At 62.8% G+C, this 23,065-nt stretch carries 16 protein-coding genes; 13 read left to right on the top strand and 3 right to left on the bottom strand.

The annotated features are described in order from the left end of the window. Positions 1-85 precede the first annotated feature (85 nt). From ACIOTN_RS09125 to ACIOTN_RS09105, 5 genes are all read left to right on the top strand, one after another. Positions 86-1,456 (top strand): sensor histidine kinase, encoded by a 1,371-nt coding sequence (locus ACIOTN_RS09125; RefSeq protein ID WP_402735197.1) that lies wholly within the window; start codon positions 86-88, stop codon positions 1,454-1,456. Further along, positions 1,453-2,118 (top strand): response regulator transcription factor, encoded by a 666-nt coding sequence (locus tag ACIOTN_RS09120; protein WP_105658871.1) that lies wholly within the window; start codon positions 1,453-1,455, stop codon positions 2,116-2,118. The genes ACIOTN_RS09125 and ACIOTN_RS09120 overlap by 4 nt, the downstream gene beginning before the upstream one ends. A 79-nt stretch (positions 2,119-2,197) precedes the next feature. Further along, on the top strand, positions 2,198-3,079 hold the full coding sequence (locus ACIOTN_RS09115) for an ABC transporter ATP-binding protein (RefSeq protein ID WP_402735196.1): 882 nt from the start codon (positions 2,198-2,200) through the stop codon (positions 3,077-3,079). Next, positions 3,076-4,248, top strand: coding sequence for an ABC transporter permease (locus tag ACIOTN_RS09110; protein WP_332488005.1), 1,173 nt, complete (start codon positions 3,076-3,078; stop codon positions 4,246-4,248). Before ACIOTN_RS09115 ends, ACIOTN_RS09110 begins: the two co-directional genes overlap by 4 nt. 59 nt (positions 4,249-4,307) lie before the next feature. After that, a complete protein-coding gene (locus ACIOTN_RS09105) occupies positions 4,308-4,907 on the top strand; it encodes a hypothetical protein (RefSeq protein ID WP_402735195.1) in 600 nt (199 codons plus the stop codon). Between the two features lie 73 nt (positions 4,908-4,980). Here ACIOTN_RS09105 and ACIOTN_RS09100 read toward each other — a convergent pair whose 3' ends face one another. Continuing rightward, positions 4,981-8,499: a proline dehydrogenase family protein gene (locus ACIOTN_RS09100; protein ID WP_402735194.1), complete on the bottom strand. Its 3,519-nt coding sequence runs from the start codon at positions 8,497-8,499 to the stop codon at positions 4,981-4,983. A gap of 233 nt (positions 8,500-8,732) precedes the next feature. Between ACIOTN_RS09100 and ACIOTN_RS09095 the strand changes: the two genes are divergently transcribed. The 5 genes from ACIOTN_RS09095 (at position 8,733) to ACIOTN_RS09075 (ending at position 15,998) form a co-directional block, all read left to right on the top strand. Next, positions 8,733-9,695, top strand: a complete 963-nt coding sequence (locus tag ACIOTN_RS09095; protein ID WP_105658876.1) for a LysR family transcriptional regulator — start codon at positions 8,733-8,735, stop codon at positions 9,693-9,695. A 136-nt stretch (positions 9,696-9,831) separates the two neighbouring features. Beyond that, positions 9,832-11,337, top strand: a complete 1,506-nt coding sequence (gene putP, locus ACIOTN_RS09090) for a sodium/proline symporter PutP (RefSeq protein WP_402735193.1) — start codon at positions 9,832-9,834, stop codon at positions 11,335-11,337. A gap of 174 nt (positions 11,338-11,511) precedes the next feature. Next, entirely contained in the window at positions 11,512-12,915 is a 1,404-nt protein-coding gene (locus tag ACIOTN_RS09085) for an NAD-dependent epimerase/dehydratase family protein (protein ID WP_402735192.1), read from the top strand. A gap of 226 nt (positions 12,916-13,141) precedes the next feature. Beyond that, a complete protein-coding gene (locus ACIOTN_RS09080; RefSeq protein WP_105658878.1) occupies positions 13,142-14,767 on the top strand; it encodes a biotin carboxylase in 1,626 nt (541 codons plus the stop codon). After that, positions 14,757-15,998: a serine hydrolase domain-containing protein gene (locus tag ACIOTN_RS09075; protein ID WP_402735191.1), complete on the top strand. Its 1,242-nt coding sequence runs from the start codon at positions 14,757-14,759 to the stop codon at positions 15,996-15,998. The genes ACIOTN_RS09080 and ACIOTN_RS09075 overlap by 11 nt, the downstream gene beginning before the upstream one ends. A 172-nt stretch (positions 15,999-16,170) precedes the next feature. Here the strand turns inward: ACIOTN_RS09075 and ACIOTN_RS09070 are convergent, their stop codons facing one another. Together ACIOTN_RS09070 and ACIOTN_RS09065 are read right to left on the bottom strand one after the other, a co-directional pair. Further along, positions 16,171-18,906, bottom strand: coding sequence for an aminotransferase class I/II-fold pyridoxal phosphate-dependent enzyme (locus tag ACIOTN_RS09070; RefSeq protein WP_402735190.1), 2,736 nt, complete (start codon positions 18,904-18,906; stop codon positions 16,171-16,173). A 245-nt stretch (positions 18,907-19,151) separates the two neighbouring features. Next, positions 19,152-20,105, bottom strand: coding sequence for an Lrp/AsnC family transcriptional regulator (locus tag ACIOTN_RS09065; protein ID WP_402735189.1), 954 nt, complete (start codon positions 20,103-20,105; stop codon positions 19,152-19,154). A gap of 242 nt (positions 20,106-20,347) precedes the next feature. Between ACIOTN_RS09065 and ACIOTN_RS09060 the strand changes: the two genes are divergently transcribed. The 3 genes from ACIOTN_RS09060 to ACIOTN_RS09050 are packed head-to-tail and all read left to right on the top strand — an operon-like array spanning position 20,348 to position 23,043. Continuing rightward, complete coding sequence (locus ACIOTN_RS09060; protein ID WP_402735188.1) at positions 20,348-21,094, top strand: DUF5058 family protein; 747 nt, start codon at positions 20,348-20,350, stop codon at positions 21,092-21,094. A 9-nt stretch (positions 21,095-21,103) separates the two neighbouring features. Next, positions 21,104-21,823 carry a hypothetical protein gene (locus ACIOTN_RS09055; RefSeq protein ID WP_402735187.1) on the top strand — a complete coding sequence of 240 codons (720 nt, stop codon included), beginning with the start codon at positions 21,104-21,106 and terminating at the stop codon, positions 21,821-21,823. An 11-nt stretch (positions 21,824-21,834) separates the two neighbouring features. Continuing rightward, the gene (locus ACIOTN_RS09050) at positions 21,835-23,043 is read left to right on the top strand and encodes an amidohydrolase (RefSeq protein ID WP_402735186.1); all 1,209 of its coding nucleotides are present in this window, start codon (positions 21,835-21,837) and stop codon (positions 23,041-23,043) included. Positions 23,044-23,065: the final 22 nt, after the last annotated feature.

Below are 23,065 nucleotides of genomic sequence, written 5' to 3'. Positions count from 1 at the left end.
GTAAGCCTCCAGGCTCATGCCCGGAAAACCGCAGACCGGTAAAGTCGTTTCCAATGCCTGGCCAACGAGATGATCAAGGAACACCATGTACCGACTCCCCGAGCTAGTACACCGGAGGCTCCCGACGCTGCCTCCGGTGGATTGGGAACGTCCGTCTCCGGATAAGAAGAGCTTGCGCCGCGACATTATCGTCGCTTCGGGCTTCCTCCTGCTGGCGCTGGCCATGCACGAACTGCTGCTCTCCCTGACCGAGCAAGAGAATGCGCCCGATCCTCTTCTCGCCTATCTCGTGCTTGTGTCCCTGATCGTGCCGCTGATGTTCCGCCGGCGCTGGCCCATCACCATGATGCTCATCGGTTCGGCTGCCTTCGTGGGCGCCGGAAGCGAAAATACCTACCAAGTCGGCATGGAGCTCTGCGCGCAGCTGGCCTATTTCATCGGCATCTACACCGCGGTCACGTGGTCGAAGAACCGCCGGGGACTGTGGATAGCGATGAGCGTGGTGCTGCTGTTCATGGCTACCTGGGTGATCGTCACCTTCTTCACCTCCGATTTGCTCACGGCCACCGGAACTTCCATGGTCGAGGATCCAGCAGGCGTGCTGCCGACGTCAACGGCCTTCATCTTCTACAACCTGCTGATGAACCTGCTGTACTTCGGCGGCGCGATCTTCCTGGGCATGGTCAGCTGGACCAATGCCTACGCCAGCCAAATAGTGGAAACCCAGGCCCAGCGCATTGCCGACCAGTCCCAGCAGCTGGCAGACCGTGCGGTCAACGAGGAACGGCTGCGCATCGCCCGCGAGCTGCACGATGTCATTGCCCACCACATTGCCTCGGTGGGAATCCAGGCTTCGGCCGCCCGCATGGTGCATGAGCGCGATCCCCAGCAGTCCATCGAACTGATGCGCGGCATCGAGTCCTCGGCACGCAGTGCAGTCAGCGAAACGCGGGCACTGCTGGGCGTATTGCGCGAACATCGCGGACCGGAGGATTCGCCGAACAGCGCTGAGGGGGCACGGAACCCCGAACCCTCCATGGCGCAGCTCGATGAGCTGATCGCAGCCAATGAACGCCAGGGACTGAGCATCCAGATCTCCCGCGATGAACACCAGCCCGGCTTCATTTCTGACCTGCCGGCAGGCCTGTCGCTCGCGCTCTACCGCATCAGCGGCGAAGCCTTGGCCAATGTCCGTGCGCATTCCACGGCCCGCACAGCTACCTTGTCGCTGCGTTCGGGAACCGATGCCGATGGCGCATGGATAGAAGTCGAGGTCACCGACAGCGGCCGTCCCCGGCCGGATTCCGCCGGTGGCGGCTACGGCCTGCGTGGCATTCGCGAACGCGCCAAGCTGCATCATGGGCTAGTGGAAATCGGCCCGCGCATTCCGCACGGCTGGCGTACCCGGGCCCGGTTGCGCGTGGTTTCCGACGCGGCAACTAGACTGGCAACATGAGCAAAATTACCGTGGTGATCTGCGATGACCAGTCGCTGATCCTCTCGTCGCTGAAACTGATCTTGCAAACCGATCCGCAGATCCAGGTCATCGGCACGGCAGGCAACGGCCAAGCGGGCCTGGAAATGGTTCGCGAGCTGAACCCCACGGTGGCGCTGATGGATATCCAAATGCCGCAGATGGACGGCATCGAAGCCACGAAGCTCATCGCCAGCACCACCCAGACCAAAGTCATTGTGCTGACCACCTTCAACCGCGACGACTACCTCTTCGAGGCCATGGATGCCGGGGCCAGCGGGTTCCTGCTGAAGAATGCAGAGCCTGAAATGCTGGTGGCCGCCGTGCACCAGGTGGCCGCCGGCCACGGGCTGCTCTCCCCCGAAGTCACGCTCAAGCTCATCCAGCGTGGCACCGGCGCGGTCCCTGCCGCGGATTCGGCAGCGGCAACTACCGAGGCCCAGCAGCTGGAAAAACTCACCGAACGCGAACGCCAGGTACTCTGCGAACTGGCCCAGGGCAAGAACAACCAGGAAATCGCCGCGGTACTCTCCCTGTCGGAAGCCACGGTGAAAACCCACCTGTCGAACCTGTTGGCGAAGCTGCACCTGCGCGACCGGGTGCAGGGCGTGCTATTCGCCCACCGCGCCGGACTCATCCAATAGTTTCATTCTCCAGACGGAGCGCAAATGCTGCTTAGTTTCCTAAGCTGATGAGTAGAAACAATACTTGGCAGAGGAAAACATGCTTGAGCTAAACCATGTGTCACGGTCATTTGCACAGAATTTGGTGCTCGATGACATCAGCTTCACCGTACCTGGCGGCGCGCTCACCGGATTCGTCGGTGCCAACGGTGCCGGCAAGACCACCACCATGCGCATCATCATGGGATTGCTCAGCGCCGATTCCGGTTCTGTTTCGCTCAACGGCCAACCGCTCAATGGAGCCACCCGCCCCAACTTCGGCTACATGCCCGAGGAACGCGGCCTGTATCCCAAGCAGCCGGTCATAGACCAGCTGGTCTACCTCGGACAGCTCCATGGCCTGTCCCGCTCCGGAGCACGCAAACGGGCTATGGAACTGCTGGCCCGTTTCGGATTGGCTGACCGCGCCAAGTCGAAACTCGAATCCCTGTCCCTGGGCAACCAGCAACGCGTTCAAGTCACCGCAGCACTGCTGCACGAACCCGACGTGCTCATCCTCGACGAACCTTTCAGCGGACTTGACCCGATCGCGGTGGACGCAATGAGCTCCATCCTGCGCGACTATGCAGCGCGTGGCGTACCGGTGCTCTTCTCTTCGCATCAGCTGGATCTGCTCGATGTGCTGGTGGACCACCTGGTGATCATCCAGGAAGGCAGGATCCTGGCCAATTCATCGGCAGCCGGGCTCCGTGCGACGCAGGCATCCCGGCACCGGTTGTCCCTGGGCTCCGACACGGGCTGGCTGCGCAATGAACCGGGGGTCACCGTTATCGATATTTCAGGCCATGACGCATTGGTGAATTTCGATTCCGAAGCCGATGCCCAACGCGTGCTCGCCACCGCCATGAGCCGCGGGCCCGTCGCAGAGTTCGCGGTCCATCGCCCTTCGCTGGCCGACATCTACCGGGAGATCATCAAGTGAACACCACCACGGCTCCATGGCTCATTGTCGCCTTGCGCGAAGTCGAAACCAAGCTGCGCGACAAAGCTTTCATCATCAGCACCATCGTGACCTTGCTGTTCATCATCGGATCGGTCGCCGTTACCGGATTCCTCGCCAATCGCACGTCGAATTTCGCCGTGGCTGCCACCGACGATGCCAGTTTCCGGGTGCTGGAGCAGGTGATCCAGGATCGCCCCGAAGACGTGGAATTGAGCATTTCCAGGCTCGCTCCTGAACAGGCGGAGCAACAGCTATCCGCTGAGCGGCTGAACGCGACCTTGTCCGGTTCGGCCGATGCGCAGGAATTCACGCTGACCGGTTTCAACGCGGTCGACCAAGAGCTCAGTTCTCTGGTCCGCGAAGCAATGAAAACCGTGAAGACCGATCAGCTGCTGGCCGAGGCCGGACTGGAATCAGCTAGCCTGCCCGATAACGAGGACCTCATTCTCGATCAGCTCCATGGCGATTCCGAACGGGCCGCGATGGCCAGTGCCATGGCGCTGGTCTTCTCATTCCTCTTCTACATGGCCGCATTCCTCTTCGGCATGCCCATCGCCAACTCGGTCATCGAGGAGAAGCAGAACCGCGTGGTCGAGATCCTGGCCAGCACCATCCGGCTGCGCCAGCTGCTGGCAGGAAAAATCATCGGGAATGTCGTTCTCGCAATGATCCAGCTCCTGGCCTTCCTCAGCATTGGCTTGCTGGCTGCCTACATTTCCCCGATCCAGATCCCGTTCCTCGGAGTTGTCACCCAGGTGGCCGGGTGGTTCGTGGTGTTCTTCTTCGGCGGTTTCCTGCTTCTGGCCGGGATCTGGGCAGCGTTGGGCTCCTTGGCTACCCGTACCGAGGATCTGCAGCAATCCAGCGGGCCCGTGGTGGGCCTCCTGATGGCGGTGCTGTTTATCGGGTTGTATGCCAAGGGCAGCTTCCTGGTGGTCGCTTCGTACATTCCTATCGTCTCCTCGGCGGCAATGCCTAGCCGCCTGCTCTCCGGCGAGGTAGCTTTCTGGGAGCCGATTCTTTCGCTGGCAATTCTCCTGGCTGCCTGCTGGCTCGTGCTGCTGTTTGCCGAGAAGATCTACGGCAGGGCAGTGATGCACACCGGTGGCGCGCTGACCTTGCGCAAGGCACTGAAACTCGAGGTCTGAGCCCGCCTGCCAAGAACAGGAAAAGGGATTGCACAGCCAGCTTCATTAGACTTGGCTAAGTGAGCGAAGAAAAACCACTGTTGCATCTGCCGGCCCGCCTGATCATTGTTTGGCTGGTGCTGATCGCCGGCATCACCGGATCCACGCTGCTGTCCACCGCCGACTATGTCACCGGCGGCAGCCTGCTCTCCCTGATCGCCTTGTGGGTGATCAGGCTCGTGGCCATCGGCAGCTTCTGGTTGCTCGAAGCGCGCAAGGACACCAAGGTCTTCGCGATGCTGCTGGTCCTGCTGTCGCTGGTCCTGGACATCTTGCTGAAGCTGCCGGTACTGGACACCGTGGAGTATGGCGATTGGTTCCTGGTCTCCGCGCTGGATCTGCAAGGAATGTACACCGGCTACTTCACCGTCTGGGGCCTGCTCCTGCCGGTGCTTTCGCTAGTTGGCTGGTTCGTCCTGCGTCCCCGCAAGCTCGCTGGCTGGATCGTCGGCCTGCTCTCGGCGGTGGGCCTGGGATTTGCGGCCCTGTCCGTGGCTGGTTCGGCCAGCGGATCCGTACTCGCCTTTACCCTGGTGACCTTGGCCCGCTACATTCTTCCGGCGCTCCTCTCCGCCACCGCGGATCTTCTGGTCGCCAAGTTCAAGGTACGCAAGAAGTAAAGAGCTTCCGGCATAAAGCAGTGGCCAGCATCCAAATAAATGGATGCTGGCCACTGCTTTAGGCGCTTGCCTGCTAGATCAGCGAATCACTGAGGTGATTCGGGGTGCCGAAGCGGTGAGCGGTGATGGATACCGCCTGCTCATGCAGGAACGGAAGCATCTCCACCCGTCCGGCAGCGGTCACCGGCGATGCGTAGATGGCCACATCCGGCTTGCCGTTGGCTGCCTCGGCGACAGCCTTCATCGAGCCGCCGATCAGGCGGATGCGGGCAGCGGACTCCGGACCGGTCTTCGCAGCCAGCTTCGCAGCACGGGCGGCGAATGCCGCAGCGTCTTCGCGCACCACGGTGACCGAGTTCTCGGCCAACAGGTTGCGCACGCCCAAGGGCAGCTGCACGTCAGCGGAGAAGATCACGCGGGAACCTGCGGTGACACCGGCGGCAATGACGCGCAGCGCCTCGGCCAGTCCGTGGCCGCTGGTGGCTTCTTCGAAGCGCACCGTCACGTCAACCGCGCGGTAGCGGAAGATGTTGCGCTCGGCGACCAGCCCTGAGCGGTCCTTGGCCTGGTTGAACTCGTTGTTCCACCACAGCTTGTCGCTGGCCAGTGCCGAGCCCAGCCACTGCGCCTGCTCCGAATCCAGTTCTGCGGTGTTCAGCAGGCGCTGGTCGAATGCCGAGAGCGCTGCGCCCTGCGTGGCGGGGGCGTCCACCCAGGAGCCCATGCCGACCAGGTAGTTCGGGCCGCCGGCCTTGGTGCCTGCGCCGATGGCCGACTTCTTCCAGCCGCCAAATGGCTGGCGCTGCACGATGGCACCGGTGATGCCGCGGTTGGCGTAGATGTTGCCCGCCTGGATGTTCTCCAGCCAGTAGCCCATCTCTGCCGAATCCAGCGAATGCAGGCCCGAGGTCAGGCCGTAGTCCACCTCGTTGACGATCTCCACCGCTTCTTCCAGGGTCTTGGCGGTCATCACGCCGAGAATCGGGCCGAAGTATTCGGTCTTGTGGTATTCGCTGCCGCGGGCCACATCGTAGCGCACGCCCGGCGAGTAGAGCTTGCCCGAGTCATCGAGCTGCTTCGGCTCAATGGCCCAACGCTCTCCGGCGCCCAGGGTGGTCAGGCCGCGCTTGAGCTTTTCGCCCGGCTCGCCGATCAATGGACCCATCTGGGATTCGGGGTTCCACGGGTAGCCGACCTTCAGCGACGTCACCGCATCGATCAGCTGGTTGTTGAAGCGGCGGGATTCAGCCACCGAGCCCACCAGCACCACCAGCGAGGCTGCCGAGCATTTCTGGCCGGCGTGGCCGAAGGCCGACTGCACGACGTCGCGCGCAGCCAGATCCAGGTCGGCGTTCGGGGTGACGATGATGGCATTCTTGCCGGAGGTCTCGGCCAGCAGCGGCAGGTCCTTGCGGAATGAGCGGAACAGTTCGGCGGTCTCGTAGCCGCCGGTGAGGATCAGGCGGTCCACGCGCTCATCGGAGACCAGCTGCTGGCCCAGGGAGCGATCGCCCACGAAGACCAGCTGCAGCACGTCCTTGGGCACGCCGGCATCCCACAGGCACTGCACCATGACAGCGCCCACGCGGGCGGCCTGGCTGGCAGGCTTGATGATCACCGAGGAACCGGCGGCCAGCGCCGAGAGGGTGGAACCGGCTGGGATCGCCATCGGGAAGTTCCATGGCGGGGTGACCACGGTCAGCTTCGACGGGACGAACTTCGCGCCATCCACGGCATCCAGTTCGCGGCCCAGTTCCGCGTAGTAGTGCGCGAAGTCGATGGCCTCGGAAATTTCCACATCGCCCTGGTCAATGGTCTTGCCGCATTCGGAGCCCAGGACTTCGAGCAAGGTGGCGCGGCGCTCCTCGAAGAGCAGGCCGGCACGGTGCAGGATCTGCGCGCGCTGGGCCGAGCCCAGCTGCTGCCAGCCGGCGGCGGCATCCACGCCCATGGCGATGGACTCGTCGAGTTCGCCGGCGCTGTTCAGGGTGTTGTTCTTGACCAGTTCCTTGCCCAGCGGCGATTCCTGCATCTTGGCCAGGATCTCGCGTCCCCAGGCACGGTTCTGGTTCAGGTCCGGGTCGGTATCCGGGGTGTTGAAGAACTCGGTGGAGCCGTCGGCGAAACCGGCCACGCGGGTGCTCAGCGACGGATCCTGGATCTGGCGGTTCTGCACGCGATGCGGGGCAGGGACCACGTTGGACATGGCTTCCAGGGATGCGAGGAAGCGGTTCTTCTCGCGTTCGAACAAGGCCTCGTTCTTGGCCAGCTCGAAGACTGCGGACATGAAGTTTTCCTGGCTGGCGCCCTCTTCGAGGCGGCGGATCAGGTAGGCGATGGCCACGTCGAATTCCTGCGGGTGCACCACCGGGGTGTAGAGCAGCAGCGAGCCGACGTCCTTGCGCACCGCTTCGGCCTGGCCGGTGGCCATGCCCAGCAGCATTTCGAATTCGATGCCGTCGGTGGCGTTGCGCGACTTGGCCAGCAGCCAAGCCAGCGCGACATCAAAGAGGTTATGCCCGGCGATGCCGATGCGGATGTTCTTCAAGTGTTCCGGACGCAGCGCGTACTCCAGCACGGACTTGTAGCTGGTGTCGGAGTCCTGCTTGGTGTGCCAGGTGGCCAGCGGCCAGCCGTGGATGTCGGCTTCCATGGTTTCCATTGGCAAGTTGGCGCCCTTGACCACGCGGACCTTGATCGGTGCGCCGCCTTCGGCCACGCGGGCCGCGGAGAATTCCTGGAGCTGGATCATCGCGCCCAGGGCATCTGGCAGGTAGGCCTGCAGCACGATGCCGGCGGGCAGGTCCTTGAATTCGGGCTTGGACAGGATCTTGGTGAAGACCGCGATGGTCAGCTCCAGGTCCTTGTACTCTTCCATGTCCAGGTTGATGAATTTCTTCTTCGGGCTGTTGGCAGCCAGCTTATACAGCGGCTGCAGCTTATCCACGATGTGCTCCACGGCTTCATCGAACGCCCAGTGGTTATGCGGGGCGACGGTGGAGGAGACCTTGATCGACACGTAGTCCACGTCATCGCGTTCCAGCAGCTTGGTGGTGCCGTCAAGACGGCGGGCCGCTTCGCCTTCGCCGAGGATGGCTTCGCCGAGCAGGTTGACGTTCAGATCCACACCCTCGCGCTTGATCTTGGAGATCGCGCCGCCCAGCTTGGCATCCGAGGCGTCAATGATCAGGTGGCCCACCATCTCGCGCAAGACCTTGCGGGCGATCGGAACTACTACCTGCGGCACGACTGGGGCCATGGCGCCGCCTACTGCGACGGCCTTGCGCATGTACCAGGGCAGGAAGCCTGGCACCATGGGAGCCAGCTGCTTGAGGTTGGCGGCTGCGACCTTCAGGTCTTCGGGGCGGATCACGCCATCGACGAAGCCTACGGTGAAGTCCAGGCCCTTGGGGTCCTTGAGCACACCGGCCAGGCGGGCAGCGGCAGCATCTACAGGGTATTCGGAAGCTTCGGTGAGCCAGCGGCGCACCAGCTTGATGACGTCGTCAGCGAGTTCGGCCGGCGAGGTGAGCGGGTTGCCGTCGGCATCTGGTGCGGCTGGCACTACGTGCTGGGTGGAGGTGAAAGACACTGGTGGTCCCTTCGATGCAATTCGTACTTGTGGTTCGGCACCGAACGCTGATGTCGTTATGGCTAATCCGGTGGTCTGCTGTTGCCAGAGAACCGCCAAGAAAAGCTGTGTGCAAGATCGAGTATGAACCTATATTGTCTTAAGCAAAAGTGAACAAAACCGAAGATGTTCGTTCGGTTTTGCCGAAGTGTCTAGACTCCGAGAGTCCCCACTAGCTGAATGGCCGGAAATCCATGCTTGAACTGAGAAGATTGCGCTTGCTTCGCGAATTGCATATCCGCGGAACCATTGCCGAGGTGGCCGATGCACTGAGCTACTCCCCCTCCTCCGTATCGCAGCAACTGAGCCAGCTGGAATCCGAAACCGGAGTGGAGCTGCTGCGGCGCACCGGGCGCACCCTCAAGCTCACCCCTCAGGCCCAGATCCTGGTGGCCCATACCGAAGAACTGCTCGATTCCATGGAACGCGCCGAAGCGGATTTGTCCGCGGCCATGTCCACGGTGTCCGGAACCGTCCGACTAGCGGTTTTCCAGACGGCCATGCTCCGCCTCATGCCACCGGTACTGCGCGAGCTGCGCACCAAGCACCCCAACCTGCGGGTGGAAATGAGCCAGCAGGAACCGGCGGACGCGTTGAATGAAACCAGCAGCCGAAGTTTCGATTTGGTGGTCGCGGAGCAGTACTCGGGGCATTCCGCGCCGCACTACGACAACCTCGATCGGCGTGTTCTGACTCACGATCCGATCCGCCTGGCCTTGCCGGCACGAGGTGCGGCCGGGAACGCCGAATTCGACCGGGTGCACACCCTGGAGCATGCCAACTCCCTGCCTTGGGTGGTGGAACCGGCGGGTGCCGCCAGCCGGCACTGGGCCTTGCAGGCTTGCCGGCTTGCGGGGTTCGAGCCGGACCTGCGCTACGAAACCGCTGACTTGCAGGCTCACGTGCAGCTAGTCGCCTCAGGCAACGCCGTGGCAATGCTCCCAGAGCTGGTCCTGCGCGACCAGCGCAGCAGCCTGCGCACGGTGGATCTTCCCGGCTCTCCGGAGCGCACCATCTTCACCGCCATGCGGCATTCTTCCACCCAGTCCCCGGCCATCCGCGCGGTGCGCAAATCGCTGCACGCGCAGCCCGGAATGAGTGATGCAAGCAACTCCGCGATTTTGGCTACCCCTGCAGACTTCGATACGGTCGACTAGATAACAGAATGATCACAGACCAGATGGCACCCGGCGACAAACCGGAGAATTAGTGCCATAGTGGTGACTCGCACCACAGAAATCCGCGCCTATGGCGGCTGAGAAAAGCCCCAGGCACAAACGGTAATGAGGAAAAATGTCCGACCAGACTTTCCAGATGATTGCGATCGCAATTTACATGGCCGCCATGCTTGGCATCGGCTATATTGCATATCGCCGCACCAACAACATTGACGACTACATGCTGGCCGACCGCGGCCTGAAGCCGTGGGTCGCAGCCCTTTCCGCAGGCGCATCCGACATGTCCGGCTGGCTGCTCATGGGCCTGCCCGGCGCCATCTACCTCGGCGGACTGCACGAAGCATGGATCGGCATCGGCCTGCTCATCGGCGCGTGGCTGAACTGGAAGTTCGTCGCCCCGCGGCTGCGTTCCTACACCGCGATCTCGCAGAACGCCATCACCATCCCGAGCTTCTTCGAAAAGCGCCTGAAGGACAACAGCCACCTGCTGCGCATCGGCGCATCGGTGATCATCCTGGTGTTCTTCACCTTCTACGTCTCCTCCGGAATGGTGGCTGCAGGCAAGTTCTTCGAGGCTTCCTTCGGCTGGCAGTACCTTGCGGGCATGTTCTTCGTGGCAGGAATCACCCTGCTCTACACCCTGTTCGGCGGCTTCCTCGGGGCGTCCCTGACCGACATGGTCCAGGGCTTGCTGATGTTCGCCGCGCTGATTGCCGTGCCGATTGTGGCAGTCATCAGCATGGGAAATATCGAGGCCCTGGGATCGCGCATCACCGCGGTGAACCCGGAAGCCTTCAACCTGTTCTCCTCCTTCAGCGACAACAGCGCGATCCTGGCCGCCGTGGCCATCTTCTCCACCGCCGCGTGGGGACTGGGCTACTTCGGCCAGCCGCACATCATCGTGCGCTTCATGGCGCTGCGCACCCCGGGCGAGGCGAAGACCGCACGCCGTATCGGCATCGGCTGGATGTTCCTGACCACCTTGGGCGCCGTCGCCACCGCTTTGATCGGCGTCGCGTACTTCGCCGATCAGCCACTGGACAAGTCCAGCAGCGAGACCGTCTTCCTGCTGCTGAGCCAGATCTTCTTCCATCCGCTGATTGCCGGCCTGGTGCTGGCCGCGGTGCTGGCGGCCATCATGTCCACCATGTCCTCGCAGCTGATTGTCTGCTCCTCCGCACTGGTGGAAGACCTGTACAACATCACCGGCCGCAAGGCTTCGCCCAAGGCCCTGGTCATGCTGGGCCGCTCGGGCGTGCTGCTGGTGGCCGTTGTCGCCGCCCTGCTGGCGCTGAACCCGAACTCCTCCATCCTTGAGCTGGTTTCCTTCGCGTGGGCGGGCTTCGGCGCCGCCTTCGGCCCGGTTGTCCTGCTGGCCCTGTACTGGCGCAAGCTGACCGCCGTGGGCGGTTTCGCCGGCATGGTCACCGGCGCCGTCGTGGTATTCATCTGGGGCAACGTCAAGCCGCTGTCCGCGGCCATGTACGAGATCGTCCCGGGCTTCATCGCCGCACTGGTTGTCGCATGGCTGGTTTCCCGGGCAACCTACCGCCCGAACCCGACCATCGATGCCGAGTTCACCGAAATGGAACAGGAAGTCGGTTCGAAGGTTACCGCCTAGCCAACGCCCCGATCCGAAGCTCCCTTGGTCCGCATGGACCAAGGGAGCTTTTCCCGTTCCAGGACCCTGGTGTAACAGTTCAGGCAGGCTTCGATGTCTATCCTGCCGAAGTGCACCGGGCACAGTAGCCTAGAGCTATGCCCGAGAAACCGAGCTGGAAGGAACTATTCCAAGATGAGCACCACGAGTAAATTCACGCACTGGCAGCGCACCGAGTCGCAGTTCCTGGCCGCTGACCCGCAGGCCGTCTATTCGATCGTGGGCAACCTGTCGCAGACCGGCCAGTGGATGAAGAGCTTCGACGGCTTCATCGTGCATGACGACCAGCGCGGCGTGGGCACCAAGGTGGATCTGTTGCCGCCGGGCAAGTTCTTCGGCCCGTTGCACCGCAGCACCGCGCCTTCGGGCTCCATCACCCGGCGCAACCAGGACACCCTCATGGTGGAGTTCACCCAGCCGCAGCCGGCCGGTGAAATGGTCTTGCGCTGGCAGGTAGAGCCCCATGAGCACGGATCCGTGCTGCACTTCACCGCTGAGCTCAACGGCCCGGGCACCACCGCTTTCAAATTCACCGTGGCCAACGCCCTGTGCAAGGACTTCGCCATCGCGGCGGCCCGCCTGTACCGGATCATCGCCCCGGGTGCGCACCGCAAGCGCGATGCCCATGTGGTGATCTCCGGCGGTCGCGGATTCCTTGGCCGCAACCTCGTCGCCGATCTGGTCTGCCGCGGCATTTCCGTATCGGTGCTGACCCGCAACCCGGAAAATGATTTCCCTGCCGAGCAGTACAGCTGGGATGGCATGCACCAGGGGCCCTGGGCCCGTGCGCTGTCCAGCAAGAACCCGGTGCACCTGGTCAATCTGGCCGGCGAGCGCGTCGATAAGCGCAACACCCCGGAGAACATCGCAGCGCTCACCGACTCGCGCGTGGCCTCCACCAAGACCCTGGCCGAAGCCGCAGCCTCGGCGCCCCAGCTGGCCACCTGGATCCAGGCCAGCACCACCGCCATCTTCGGTGACGCCGGCGAGGAAGAGCTGACCGAGTCCAGCCCCGTGCCCAGCGACCAGCGCGCCCTGCCGGAAATGACCGGGGTCGCTTCGGCATGGGAGCAGGCCTTCGCCGAGGCCGCGGTCAACGCCGAGCAGCGCTATCTCTTGCGCACCTCGCTGGTGATGCACCCCGACGCTCCCCTGCTTGGCCCGCTGAACCTGCTGGTGAATACCGGCATGGGCGGTCCGCTGGGGGACGGCAAGCAGTGGTTCAGCTGGATTGGGCTGGAAGACTGGCTGCGCTTGATCCGCTGCCTGCTCGGATTCGAAGAGCCTTCCATCCCTGCCGGCCTGGTGCATGCCGCCAGCCCGAAGCCGCTGCGCAATGCCGAGGTCATGGCCGCCTTGCGATCCATCGCGGGGTTGCCTGGCCTGCCCACCGGGTCGGTGCTGCCCAAGATCGGCGCCGCGGTCATGGGATCCAATGCCCGGGTCGCGTTGACCGGCCGCAAGGTCACCAGCGAAGTCCTGCAGCAGTCCGGATTCGAATTCCAGCAGCTGGATTTCGCTTCGACGGTCTCTGGCTAGCGGCGGCCAGTTGCCGCAATAAGGAGTAACCTTTACCTCGCTTTGAGCCCGAACCTGCCGTTGCATGCCACGTCGCAGGCCGCATCGGCGGGGGCGGGCTCAATGTTCACCACGCGTTAAGCAGAACGTGGGCCGGTGCTTACGATGAGCGCTGAGCATGAAACTGTCACGCATTGTGCCGTGCAACCGCCCTTCTTCGGACAGTTTCAAAGGACATCTCCACATCATGGCCAACATTCTTGAGGCCCACGCCCCGGCTTCTCGCCACCGCATGCCCAAACCCAGCGATCTGGACAAGCTGCGCCACAAGGCGCGCGTTGTTACCGATCAGCTCAGCGCCAACGTCGCCGTCGACGCGGCCTACAACGAGTCCGAACCCGCGAATCTCCCGGCCAAGGTCCTGCGCATGGACCGCAAGCTGAAGAACATGAGCGAAGTTCGCCATTTCTTCCGCACCAATACCACTCCGATCTTCTTCCTCGGCGCCACCCCGGTCAATCTGCTGGGCCTTGACCGATGGGTCCGCAAATTCAGCTACATCACCTACTACGACGGCTGGGACGGCCACCACCCGCGGGTCTTCACCCCCGCCGAGAAGCCCTATGTCGATTTCCAGAGCGCCGAAGAGATCAACAACTGGCTGCTGGAGAACTCCGAGGTCCGCGAATACATCGATTCCCAGTGCACCCCGGGCGGTCCCCGGCCGAAGATCGCGATGGTCTTCTTCGACGAGGAAACCGAATCAATCTGCGAGGAACTGGGCTACGACCTGATCCTGCCCTCGGCCGCCTTGCGCACCGAACTGGACTCGAAGATCGTTACCACCAAGCTGGGCAATGCCGCCGGCGCACCATCGGTGCCCAACGTGCTGGGCACCGCCGATAACTACGACGAGCTCATGGAACTGGCCGGGGAGGCCGGCTTGGGCAAGGACCTGGTGGTCCAGACCCCCTACGGGGATTCGGGCAAGACGACCTTCTTCATCGACTCGAAGGCGCAGTTCAAGGCGCATGCCAAGAACATCATCGGCGAACAGCTCAAGATCATGAAGCGCATCAACAACCAGCCGGTAGCCGTTGAGGCCGTGCTGACCGAATGCGGCACCGTGGTGGGGCCGATCCTGACCGAACTGGCTGGCTACAAGGAATTGACTCCGTACAAGGGCGGCTGGTGCGGCAATGAGATGCACCCTGATGTGGTCACCGACTCGCAGCGTTCGCGCGCCATCGATCTGGTCCGCAAGGTGGGCAACGGCCTGAAGGACACCGGCTACCGCGGCTTCTTCGAAGTGGACGTGCTGGTGGACACCGACACCGACGAGGTGTACCTGGGCGAACTGAATCCGCGCATCTCCGGGGCCAGCGCCATCACCAACGTCACCGCCGGAGCCTATGCCGACGTGCCGCTGTTCCTCTTCCACCTGCTTGAATTCCTTGATGTGGAATTCGAGCTGGACGTTGACGAGATCAATGCCCGCTGGGAAGAGATGAGCGGGGCTGATGTCTGGAGCCACATGATCATCAAGGAAACCGATGACATCCTGCAGTACATCACCCATGCCCCACGCACCGGAAACTATTACCTCGACTCGCGCGGCAAGCTGCAATTTTCCCGTTCCGCATTGGACTGGCACCAGCTGCAGACCCACAAGGAAGCATTCTTCCTGCGCATCTACGGCGTAGAGGATTACCGATGGAAGGGAGCCGATCTTGGGGTCCTGGTCACCAAGGCCAAGCTGCAGTACGAAGGCAAGAAGAAGACCAAGCTCAGCATCGATGCCAAGCACTTCATCTCCTGCATCCGATCCCAATACAAGGGAATTGACGTTCCGCCATCAGAGCATGGCAACTGAAGCGACTGATGCCGCCGGGCACATGGCGGCCAACTTGGCAGGTCCTCCCAGCAAGGCGCTGAACATCGCCACCTGGCAGTACCCGCAGAACATCAAGCGCTCATTCCAGAACATCGCCAGGATCCATCCCACCGTGAAGGTCTCGCGCGGCGATGGCCCGATCGTCAGGCTGCACCTGGCCGAGGAGAAGCTGGGCAAACTGGAAGTGGCCAAGGCGAGCATTACCGACCCGGCGCTGACCGTGCGCGGGGTAATGCACGCGACCAATACCGACGCCGTGCTGGTCATGCACAATGGACGGATCCTCTGGGAGAAGTACTACAACACCATGACGTCGCTGACCGATCATCTGCTGATGTCGGTCAGCAAGACCCTGGTGGGTTCCCTGGCCGGGGCGCTGGTGGACGCCGGAATGCTTGATGCCGAGCAGGCGGTAGCCACCTACGTGCCGGTGTTGGAACGCAGCGGCTATGCCGGCGCCCGGGTGCGCGACCTGCTGGATATGCGCTCCGGGATCAAATTCTCCGAAGAGTATCTGGATCCCAATGCCGAGGTGCGCCAGCTGGAGGAGGCCATCGGCTGGGCCCCGTCGCGTGGCGGCATCGGGCCTATCGGGATGTACGAGTTCTTGCTGACCCTGCAGGCCAAGGGACCGCACGGCGGGGTCTTCGAATACCGTTCCTGCGAGACCGACGCCCTGGGCTGGGTGCTGGAAGCCGCCGGCGGCGCCCCGCTGCAGGAACTGCTTTCGGATTATGTCTGGTCCAAGCTCGGTGCCCAGCAGGATCTGGTGATGGGCGTTGACCAATTCGGCACCGGAATGTTCGACGGCGGATTCAACGCCTGCCTGCGCGATTTGGCGCGTTTCGGCCATCTCTATGTCAATGGCGGGCGTGCGCTGACCGGCAAGCAGGTTCTCTCCGAGGCATGGATCGCCGACACCTTCGCCACCGATCCCGCACTGGTCCAGGCGTTCGCCCAGTCCCCGGGCGACAACATGATGCCCGGAGGGCACTACCGGAACCAGATCTGGTTCCCGAACCCTGCCACCGGGGCCGCGGTGGCCCTGGGCATCCATGGCCAGATGATCTACATGGATCCGGCGACCAAGCTGGTCGCGGTCAAGCTGTCCAGCTGGCCGCTGCCGCAGGATGCTTCCAAGCTGTTCCCGACCATTCGTGCGTTCGAGGCGATCTCGGCGCATCTGGCCGGACGGAAAATACAGCCTTAGGGCTGCTTACGATTCAGGCCCTGATTTGCGCATTCGGTGCGCGAATCAGGGCCTTTCGGGTCGTGACGGCAACTGTTCTTGCGTGCAGCGTTCTTCGCCGCGGAAGCCGGAACCCACCCGGGGATGCCGGGTGGGTCCGCAAGCTGCGTTCAAGGCAATCCGCTCAACCCGCTCAGGGCTGCTGCGCCGCGACCTGTTCCAGGGCTTCGCAGGTGAACACCTGGTAGCCCAGATCCTGGTGGTAGCCGTGGATCTCTCTGGTATCGAGCCGGTCCATGTAATCCAGAATGCACATGGTAATGACCTGGCCGGGGACCAGCACCGGGAATCCCGGCGGGTACGGGGTGACGAATACCGCCGACACCACGCGTTCTCCGTTCACCAGCTGGGTGCGGATCTGCGCGGAGGACAGGAAATGCGTCGCCGGGTCCTGGTAGGTCAGGTAGTAGGCCGAGCGCATGTCCCCGCTGCCGCCGCCTCCTGCGAATTCAGGAGCGAAGGCGCTGAAGTCCGGCAAGGGAATCTGTTCGGCCGCAGGCTTCTTGCCCAGTGCCAGCACTCTTCCATCCAGCCGGCGTTTGCGGTCCAGTTCCTCGGCGATCTTCACCAGCACCTCGATCAGGTGCGCCACGGCCGAACGGGTGGTGCCGATATTGGTCATCAGCAGCACCGAGGTGCGGCTGGTCTTGTTGACCTGGATCGAATGCCCATCCATCAGGTACTCGTGCTTGAACGTGTCCCCGTCCACGCCGGTGCGGCTGATGTCCAGGGTCAGGCGCGAGGGGTCGACCACGAACTCGTCTTCCGCCCAGGCTTCGTCCCAGGCTGCCAGCCCGTCGCGCACCGGGTTCTGCGTGGTGGACTGGCGGTACTTCTGCGGGATCAGGTCCGTCGAGTGCAGGATCTTGAAATACTTGCCCAGCAGCTCGTTGCGCGCCATGGCCCGCGAAATCGACTGCGCCAAATCGACCTGGCGCTGCACCAGCGCATAGCCTTCCAGCTCGGCCTGGCGCCGGCCGATATCCAGCGAGGCGAGGATCTGGTAATTCGGCGAGGTGGAGGTGTGGGTCATGTAGGCCTCGCGGAAGGCGTTGAGGTTGCGCACCGCGAAGTCCTGGTCGTAGATGTGGATCATCGAGCCCTGGCGCAACGAGGTCAGGGTCTTATGCGTGGACTGGGTGGAGTACACCCGCAAGCGGACCTGCTCCGGATCCGGAATCAACCGGGTCTCCAGCCAAGCCTGGTCATTCTCCGGGTGCTCCACGGTGCCCGGTGCTGGAAGGGCCGCACGCTGCGCGGCGTAGCGCTGGTGGTAATCCGCGGTTTCCAGCTGCTTTTCCAGCGCGGCCGCCACGGTCATGGCGGTGCGCTGGCGGTAGACCGGGTGGAATCCGGCGAAGGCGAACCAGGCCTCGTCCCAGAGGAACACCAAATCCGGCTTGATGGCCAGGCATTCTTCCATCACCCGGCGCGGGTCGTAGATGATCCCGTCGAAGGTGCAGTTGGTCAAGGTCAGCATCTTGACCTTGTGCAGCAGGCCCTCGCGGCGCAGCTGCAGCAGCCGTCCCTTGATCTCCTCCAGCGGCACCGCCCCGTACATCGAATGCTCGTTGAGCGGGTAGGCCTCCAGGTAGCTGACGTTCGCCCCGGCGAGCACCAGCGAGTAGTGGTGGGACTTGTGGCAGTTGCGGTCCACCAGCACGATGTCCCCCGGAGCGAGAATCGACTGGTGCACGATCTTGTTGGCGGTCGACGTGCCATTGGTGACGAAGTAGGTGCGGTGGCTGCCAAAAGCCCGGGCCGCCAGCTCGTGGGCCTTTTTGATGGAACTTTGCGGGTCCAGGAGGGAATCGAGCCCGCCGGAGGTGGCCGAGGTTTCGGCCAGCAGCAGGTTCTTGCCATAGAAGTCCACCAGGTCCCTGGCCCATGGGGAGTTCTGCACCGAACCTGCACGGGAAATCGGCATGGCGTGGAAAACCCCGCCAGGCCGCTTGGCGTACTTCTGCAGCGCGTTGAAGAACGGGGTCTGGTAGCGTTCGAGCACTTCCGAGACAATCGACAGGTGCAGGTCCATCCGGTCATTGCGCGAGAAGATGCGGCGGAAACGCCCGGTGATCTCGTGGGCAATCGATTCCAGGGCGACCCCGGCGATCAGGTACACCGGGACTTCGGGGCGCAGTTGATCGAGGATGTTTTCCAGGTCCAGCAGGCCCTGGATCTGCCTGGTGGATTGGAAGTAGCCTTCCATCCGCCGGGCAATGAAATTCTTGAGCGTCGAGGAAAGCCGGCGACGCGTGCGCGCATCAAAGCGGGCGGTGAGCACGACGGACTGGATGCCGGGATTGATCAGGATTGCGGCCAGGGCGTCTTCCACGCTGGGCACCACCACGAAGTTGTAGTGGAACGGATCGGTGCGCTGGCGCTGTTCGGCGATTTCTTCCTTGAAAAGCTCGATCTCCTCCGCCGGGCCATTATCCACCAGCAGGATTTCCACCATCGGGGCCTGCACCCTGGCGTTGCCAGGTGCACCGTTGCCCAGCTGCGATGGATCCTGTTCCGCCTCGTCATGGCCTTCAAGGTCGATGTACTGGGTCAGCGTCCTGAAGGTCTGGTTCGCTTGGTAGACCAGCTTCATCGCATCTTCGTACTGCCCGCCGGACATGAGCCGGGAAACCTCGTTGAAGTATTCGATGCCTGGATTCGCCCAGTACGGTTCTATGGCTGCCAGCAGCCCCAGCAACCGGCCGGCCTCCAGCTCATGCTCCGTGCGGCGGTCTTCCTCCTGGTATTCAGAAGAGATCTCGCTGAGCACATAGCCCAAGTGCTCCCACGCGTCCTTGCGTTTGCGCCACGCGCTTTCAGGCGTAGCCGTTCCCTGGTTCGTCCCGTAGGTCAACCTCTTGCTCACGGTTGCCGGTATTCCTTTCGCCCCTGCAGCGTTAACTGGTTGTTAACAGCGCGAGCGAAGCCATGCCGCCCGGTATCGTGAGACTATGCCACTTCCGAAGCGGTTCCGAACCGTTGAGACGATATTACGCATTATTATCGCCTTTCGGGGAAGTGTTCACCTTGCGTTTACCGCCGCTGGCCCCCTTCGGCTGCGGGAGCGAAAAACCGGTGAATTGTTGCTGAACACCTTATCCGCCGGCCTTTTCAGGCGCCGGCCAGCTGACCGCCGCGTTTGCGGGCACCGAGCACCATCGAGGTGCGCAGCTGGACCATTTCGCCCCATTTCGTCTTGGCAATAAATTCGTAGAGATCCCGCTGGGTTGGCACCGTGACGTCCACGAGCAATTGGGCATCGCCAGCCACCGCGGCAACATACCTCACCTGCGGCAGGCTGGTGAGCAGGGTCCCCAACGCATCCACATGAGCCGGGGAGACCTGGACCCAGAGCAGCGCTTCGACCTTGAATCCCATCAGCGCGGGATCAACCAGCGCACGAATGGAGATGTGCTCGCCGCGCAGCAGCCAATCCAGCCGGCGGGAGACCGAGGTTTCGCTCAGGCGCACTTGGCGCGAGATAGTTTCGATGCTTGCCCTGCCGTCCTTGCGCAGCACGTCGATGATGAGGTGATCGCTGTCCCCCAGCTCTCCGACGGGGTTCCACGTGGTCAGTTCCCCTCCGGCGCTGGGGGCCAAAGCCGTTTCCTGCGCATTGCTCAGTGCCCCGCCGCGCCATGCGCGAATGGTCTTGAAGTATTTCAGGATCGGGTAGATCTGGATATTGCTCAGGCCCGGGGTGGCCGGAAGCTGCAACGTCAGGATGTCCTGCAACCCGCCGTCGTAGTGCAGTTCGCTGACGACGTCGCTTTCACCGGTGACCATATAGGTGAAGCTGGTGTCGGTTCGCGCGGACAGCGCTTGGCTGGCTACCGGGATCGTTCCGGGCGCGCAGCTCACCGAGGCAATCACGGCGCCGGCGCGATGGGCAATAGCCGCGATCTTCACCTTCCCCTGCTCGAGCAGGGCTGAACCGTAGCGGGCAACGGTACGTTCCGGTTCGCCAATCACCCGGGCGATCTTGCGCCAAGTCGCGCGGCCGTCGACCTGCAAGGCGACGATGATTTGCCGTTCCAGGTCGCTGAGGATGCTTAAATCGGACATGATTCCTGCTTTCAGGCCACAACCGCCGCATGGCGCCGATACCACTGCAATTCATATGGAAAAAGTTCAGATTATTTCGTCTAAATTCCCAAGTTCCACTCTTGCAATTGGGGTGTTTTGGAGGATTTGGCCAGATTTATGGCTAATCAATTCATATCTTGCCAGAAACATTCTAATCCCGGATCGTTGGTACTCGATAGAGATCCAGCTCACATCCACTGTTTCCAACCCAAGGAGCACTCATGAATCCGCAACTCGTCATGGCAGCAGGTGATCCCGGATCAACCGACATCTGGGCTCTGGCCAACTCGCCGGTCCTCTGGTTTTGCGCGCTGGGTGTCTTCGCTGTCATCTTCGTGCAGTGCATCTTGTATTCGCGGGCGGCGAAGAAGGCAGCTCCGCATGTGGACATGCCGCTCAACGAAGTCAAGGAATCCTTCCGTGCCGGCATGGTCGCGTCCATCGGCCCGTCCCTGGCGGTGGTCCTGGTAGCTATCGCACTGCTGGCCCTGTTCGGCACACCCGCAGTCCTGGTACGCATCGGCCTGATCGGCTCCGCCGCGGCTGAAACCGGTTCTGCGAGTATCGCGGCCAGCACCATGGGTGCGTCCCTCGGTGGCGGCAGCTACACCCAGCAGGTCTTCGGAGTCGCCTTCATGGCCATGAGCCTGTCCGGCGCCATGTGGATGATCTGCACGCTGATCATGACCCCGCTGCTGAAAAAGGGCGGCGCGTCCATGTCCAAGCGCAACCCGGCAATGATGGCGCTGATCCCCACCGCGGCCCTGCTCGGCGCGTTCTCCGCACTGACCATTGCCGAACTGCCCAAATCCAGCATCCACGCAATTCTGGTGGGAATCTCCGCAGCCTGCATGGGTTTGTGCCTGTACCTGGCCAAGGTGCTGAACATCAAATGGCTCAAGGAATGGGCCTTGGGCATCTCCATCGTCGTTTCCATCGTCGCCGCCTACTTCCTGCACACCGCCTAAGGATCAATCATGACTACGACACCCCAATTGACCGGCGCCGACGCATCAATGGCGCGATTCGAGAAGCAGACCTCGCGCTACGGCTCGATCACCATGGTCATCGGACTGGTGCTCTCGCTGATCGGCCCGATCTACATCGCGTTCTTCAGCGGCCTGCAGATCACCCCGTCCATGATTTGGGTCGCTTTCCTCGCCGTGGGTGCAACCTTCGGCGTGCTGTGGATCGTCGAACCGCTGACCTACTTCCCCATCCTCGGTTCGGCAGCCATGTACCAGGCGTTCATGATCGGCAACATCTCCAATAAGCTGCTTCCGGCGGCGATCGTGGCCCAGTCCACCATTGGCGCCAAGCCCGGGTCCAAGCGCGGCGACCTGGCCGCGGTCATGGCCATCTGCGGTGCCGCCACCGTCCACCTGACCAGCTTGCTGCTGTTCGTCGGCCTGCTGGGCACCTGGCTGGTTTCCTTGATCCCCCTCGAAGTCATCGAGGTGGCCCGCCTGTACATCCTGCCTTCGCTGATGGGTGCCGTGCTGGTCCAGAGCATCGTGGCAATGAAGTCGCTGCGCCCCACCATCATCGCCCTGGCGTTGGCCCTGGCCATGAACTTCGTGGTCGTTCCGGCGGCGCCAGCGGTGGGCATGTTCGCCACCGCCATCGTGGTCATCAGCTCCATCGTCTTCTCCTGGGTCCTGCGCGACCGCAAGAAAATCTACACCGCAGAAAGCTAGAGGATCATTCCATGCTGAACACCTTCGGGCTCACCGAAACCGAAACCCAAACCCTGCACGAAGACTACCTGCACCTGCACCGCACCCCGGAGCTGTCCATGCAGGAGCACAACACCGCAGCGTTCATCGAGTCCAGGCTCGAAGACCTGGGCATCGGGCACTTCCGCTGCGGCGGCACCGGTGTGGTGGGCATCCTGCGCAACGGCGAGGGGCCAGTGGTGGCCTTCCGCGCCGACAGCGACGGATTGCCCATCGCCGAGGACACCAAGGTGGACTACGCCTCCACCGCCAGGGGCTTGCTGGCTGATGGCACCGAAGTGCCGGTGATGCACGGCTGCGGCCACGACACCCACGTGGCCAGCGCCCTGGGCGCGGCCCGCGTGCTGGCCCGCAGCACCGGCCAGTGGGCCGGCACCGTGGTGTTCATCTTCCAGCCCGGCGAGGAAACCAGCGCCGGAGCCGCCGCCATGCTCGCCGATGGCCTGTGGGAGCGGGCTCCGCGGCCATCAGCAGTCCTCGGCCAGCATGTCTTCCCCTTCCCCACCGGAATCATCCACATCACCCCGGAATCGGCGATGGCGATGGCCAACTCGCTGGAGGTTACCCTCTACGGCAAGCAGGCCCATGGTTCCCAGCCGCAGGATTCCATCGACCCGATTGTCCTGGGAGCCAATATCATCACCCGGCTGCAGACCATCACCTCGCGCGAAGTGCATCCCCTGGATTCCGCCGTGGTCACCTGCGGCTCGTTCCATGCAGGCCTGAAGGAAAACATCATCCCGGACACTGCGGTGCTCACGCTGAACATCCGCACGCTCACCGAACCGGTCCGCGAGAAGGTGCTGGATGCGGTCACCCGCATCATCAATGCCGAGGCGCAGGCCTCCGGTGCTCCGCAGCCAAAGATCGAGCAGCTCTACACCTTCCCGCGGCTGTACAACGACCCGGAGCAGACCGGCAACGTCGTGGGCGCACTGCGTGGGGAATTCGGGCAGGAGCAGGTCCGCCTGGTGCCGCCGCTCATGGGGTCCGAGGACTTCGGCGCCCTGGGCGATGCCATCGGCGTGCCGAACGTGTTCTGGATGTTCGGCGGTGCCGACCCGCAGGATCCAGCACCGGCTGGCAACCACTCCCCGTTCTTCCTGCCCGAATACCGTGGCGCATTGGATTCGGGGGTACGGGCCGCCCTGGCGGGAATCCGCCACTACCTGGGCAACTAGCCAACGCGAAAAGCCGGGGTCC

The sequence above is a fragment of the Glutamicibacter sp. NPDC087661 genome (assembly GCF_044743275.1).
GTDB lineage: Bacteria > Actinomycetota > Actinomycetes > Actinomycetales > Micrococcaceae > Glutamicibacter.
The sequence above is the reverse complement of the archived record's forward strand: the minus strand, read 5'-3'. Positions and strand labels throughout refer to the sequence as shown.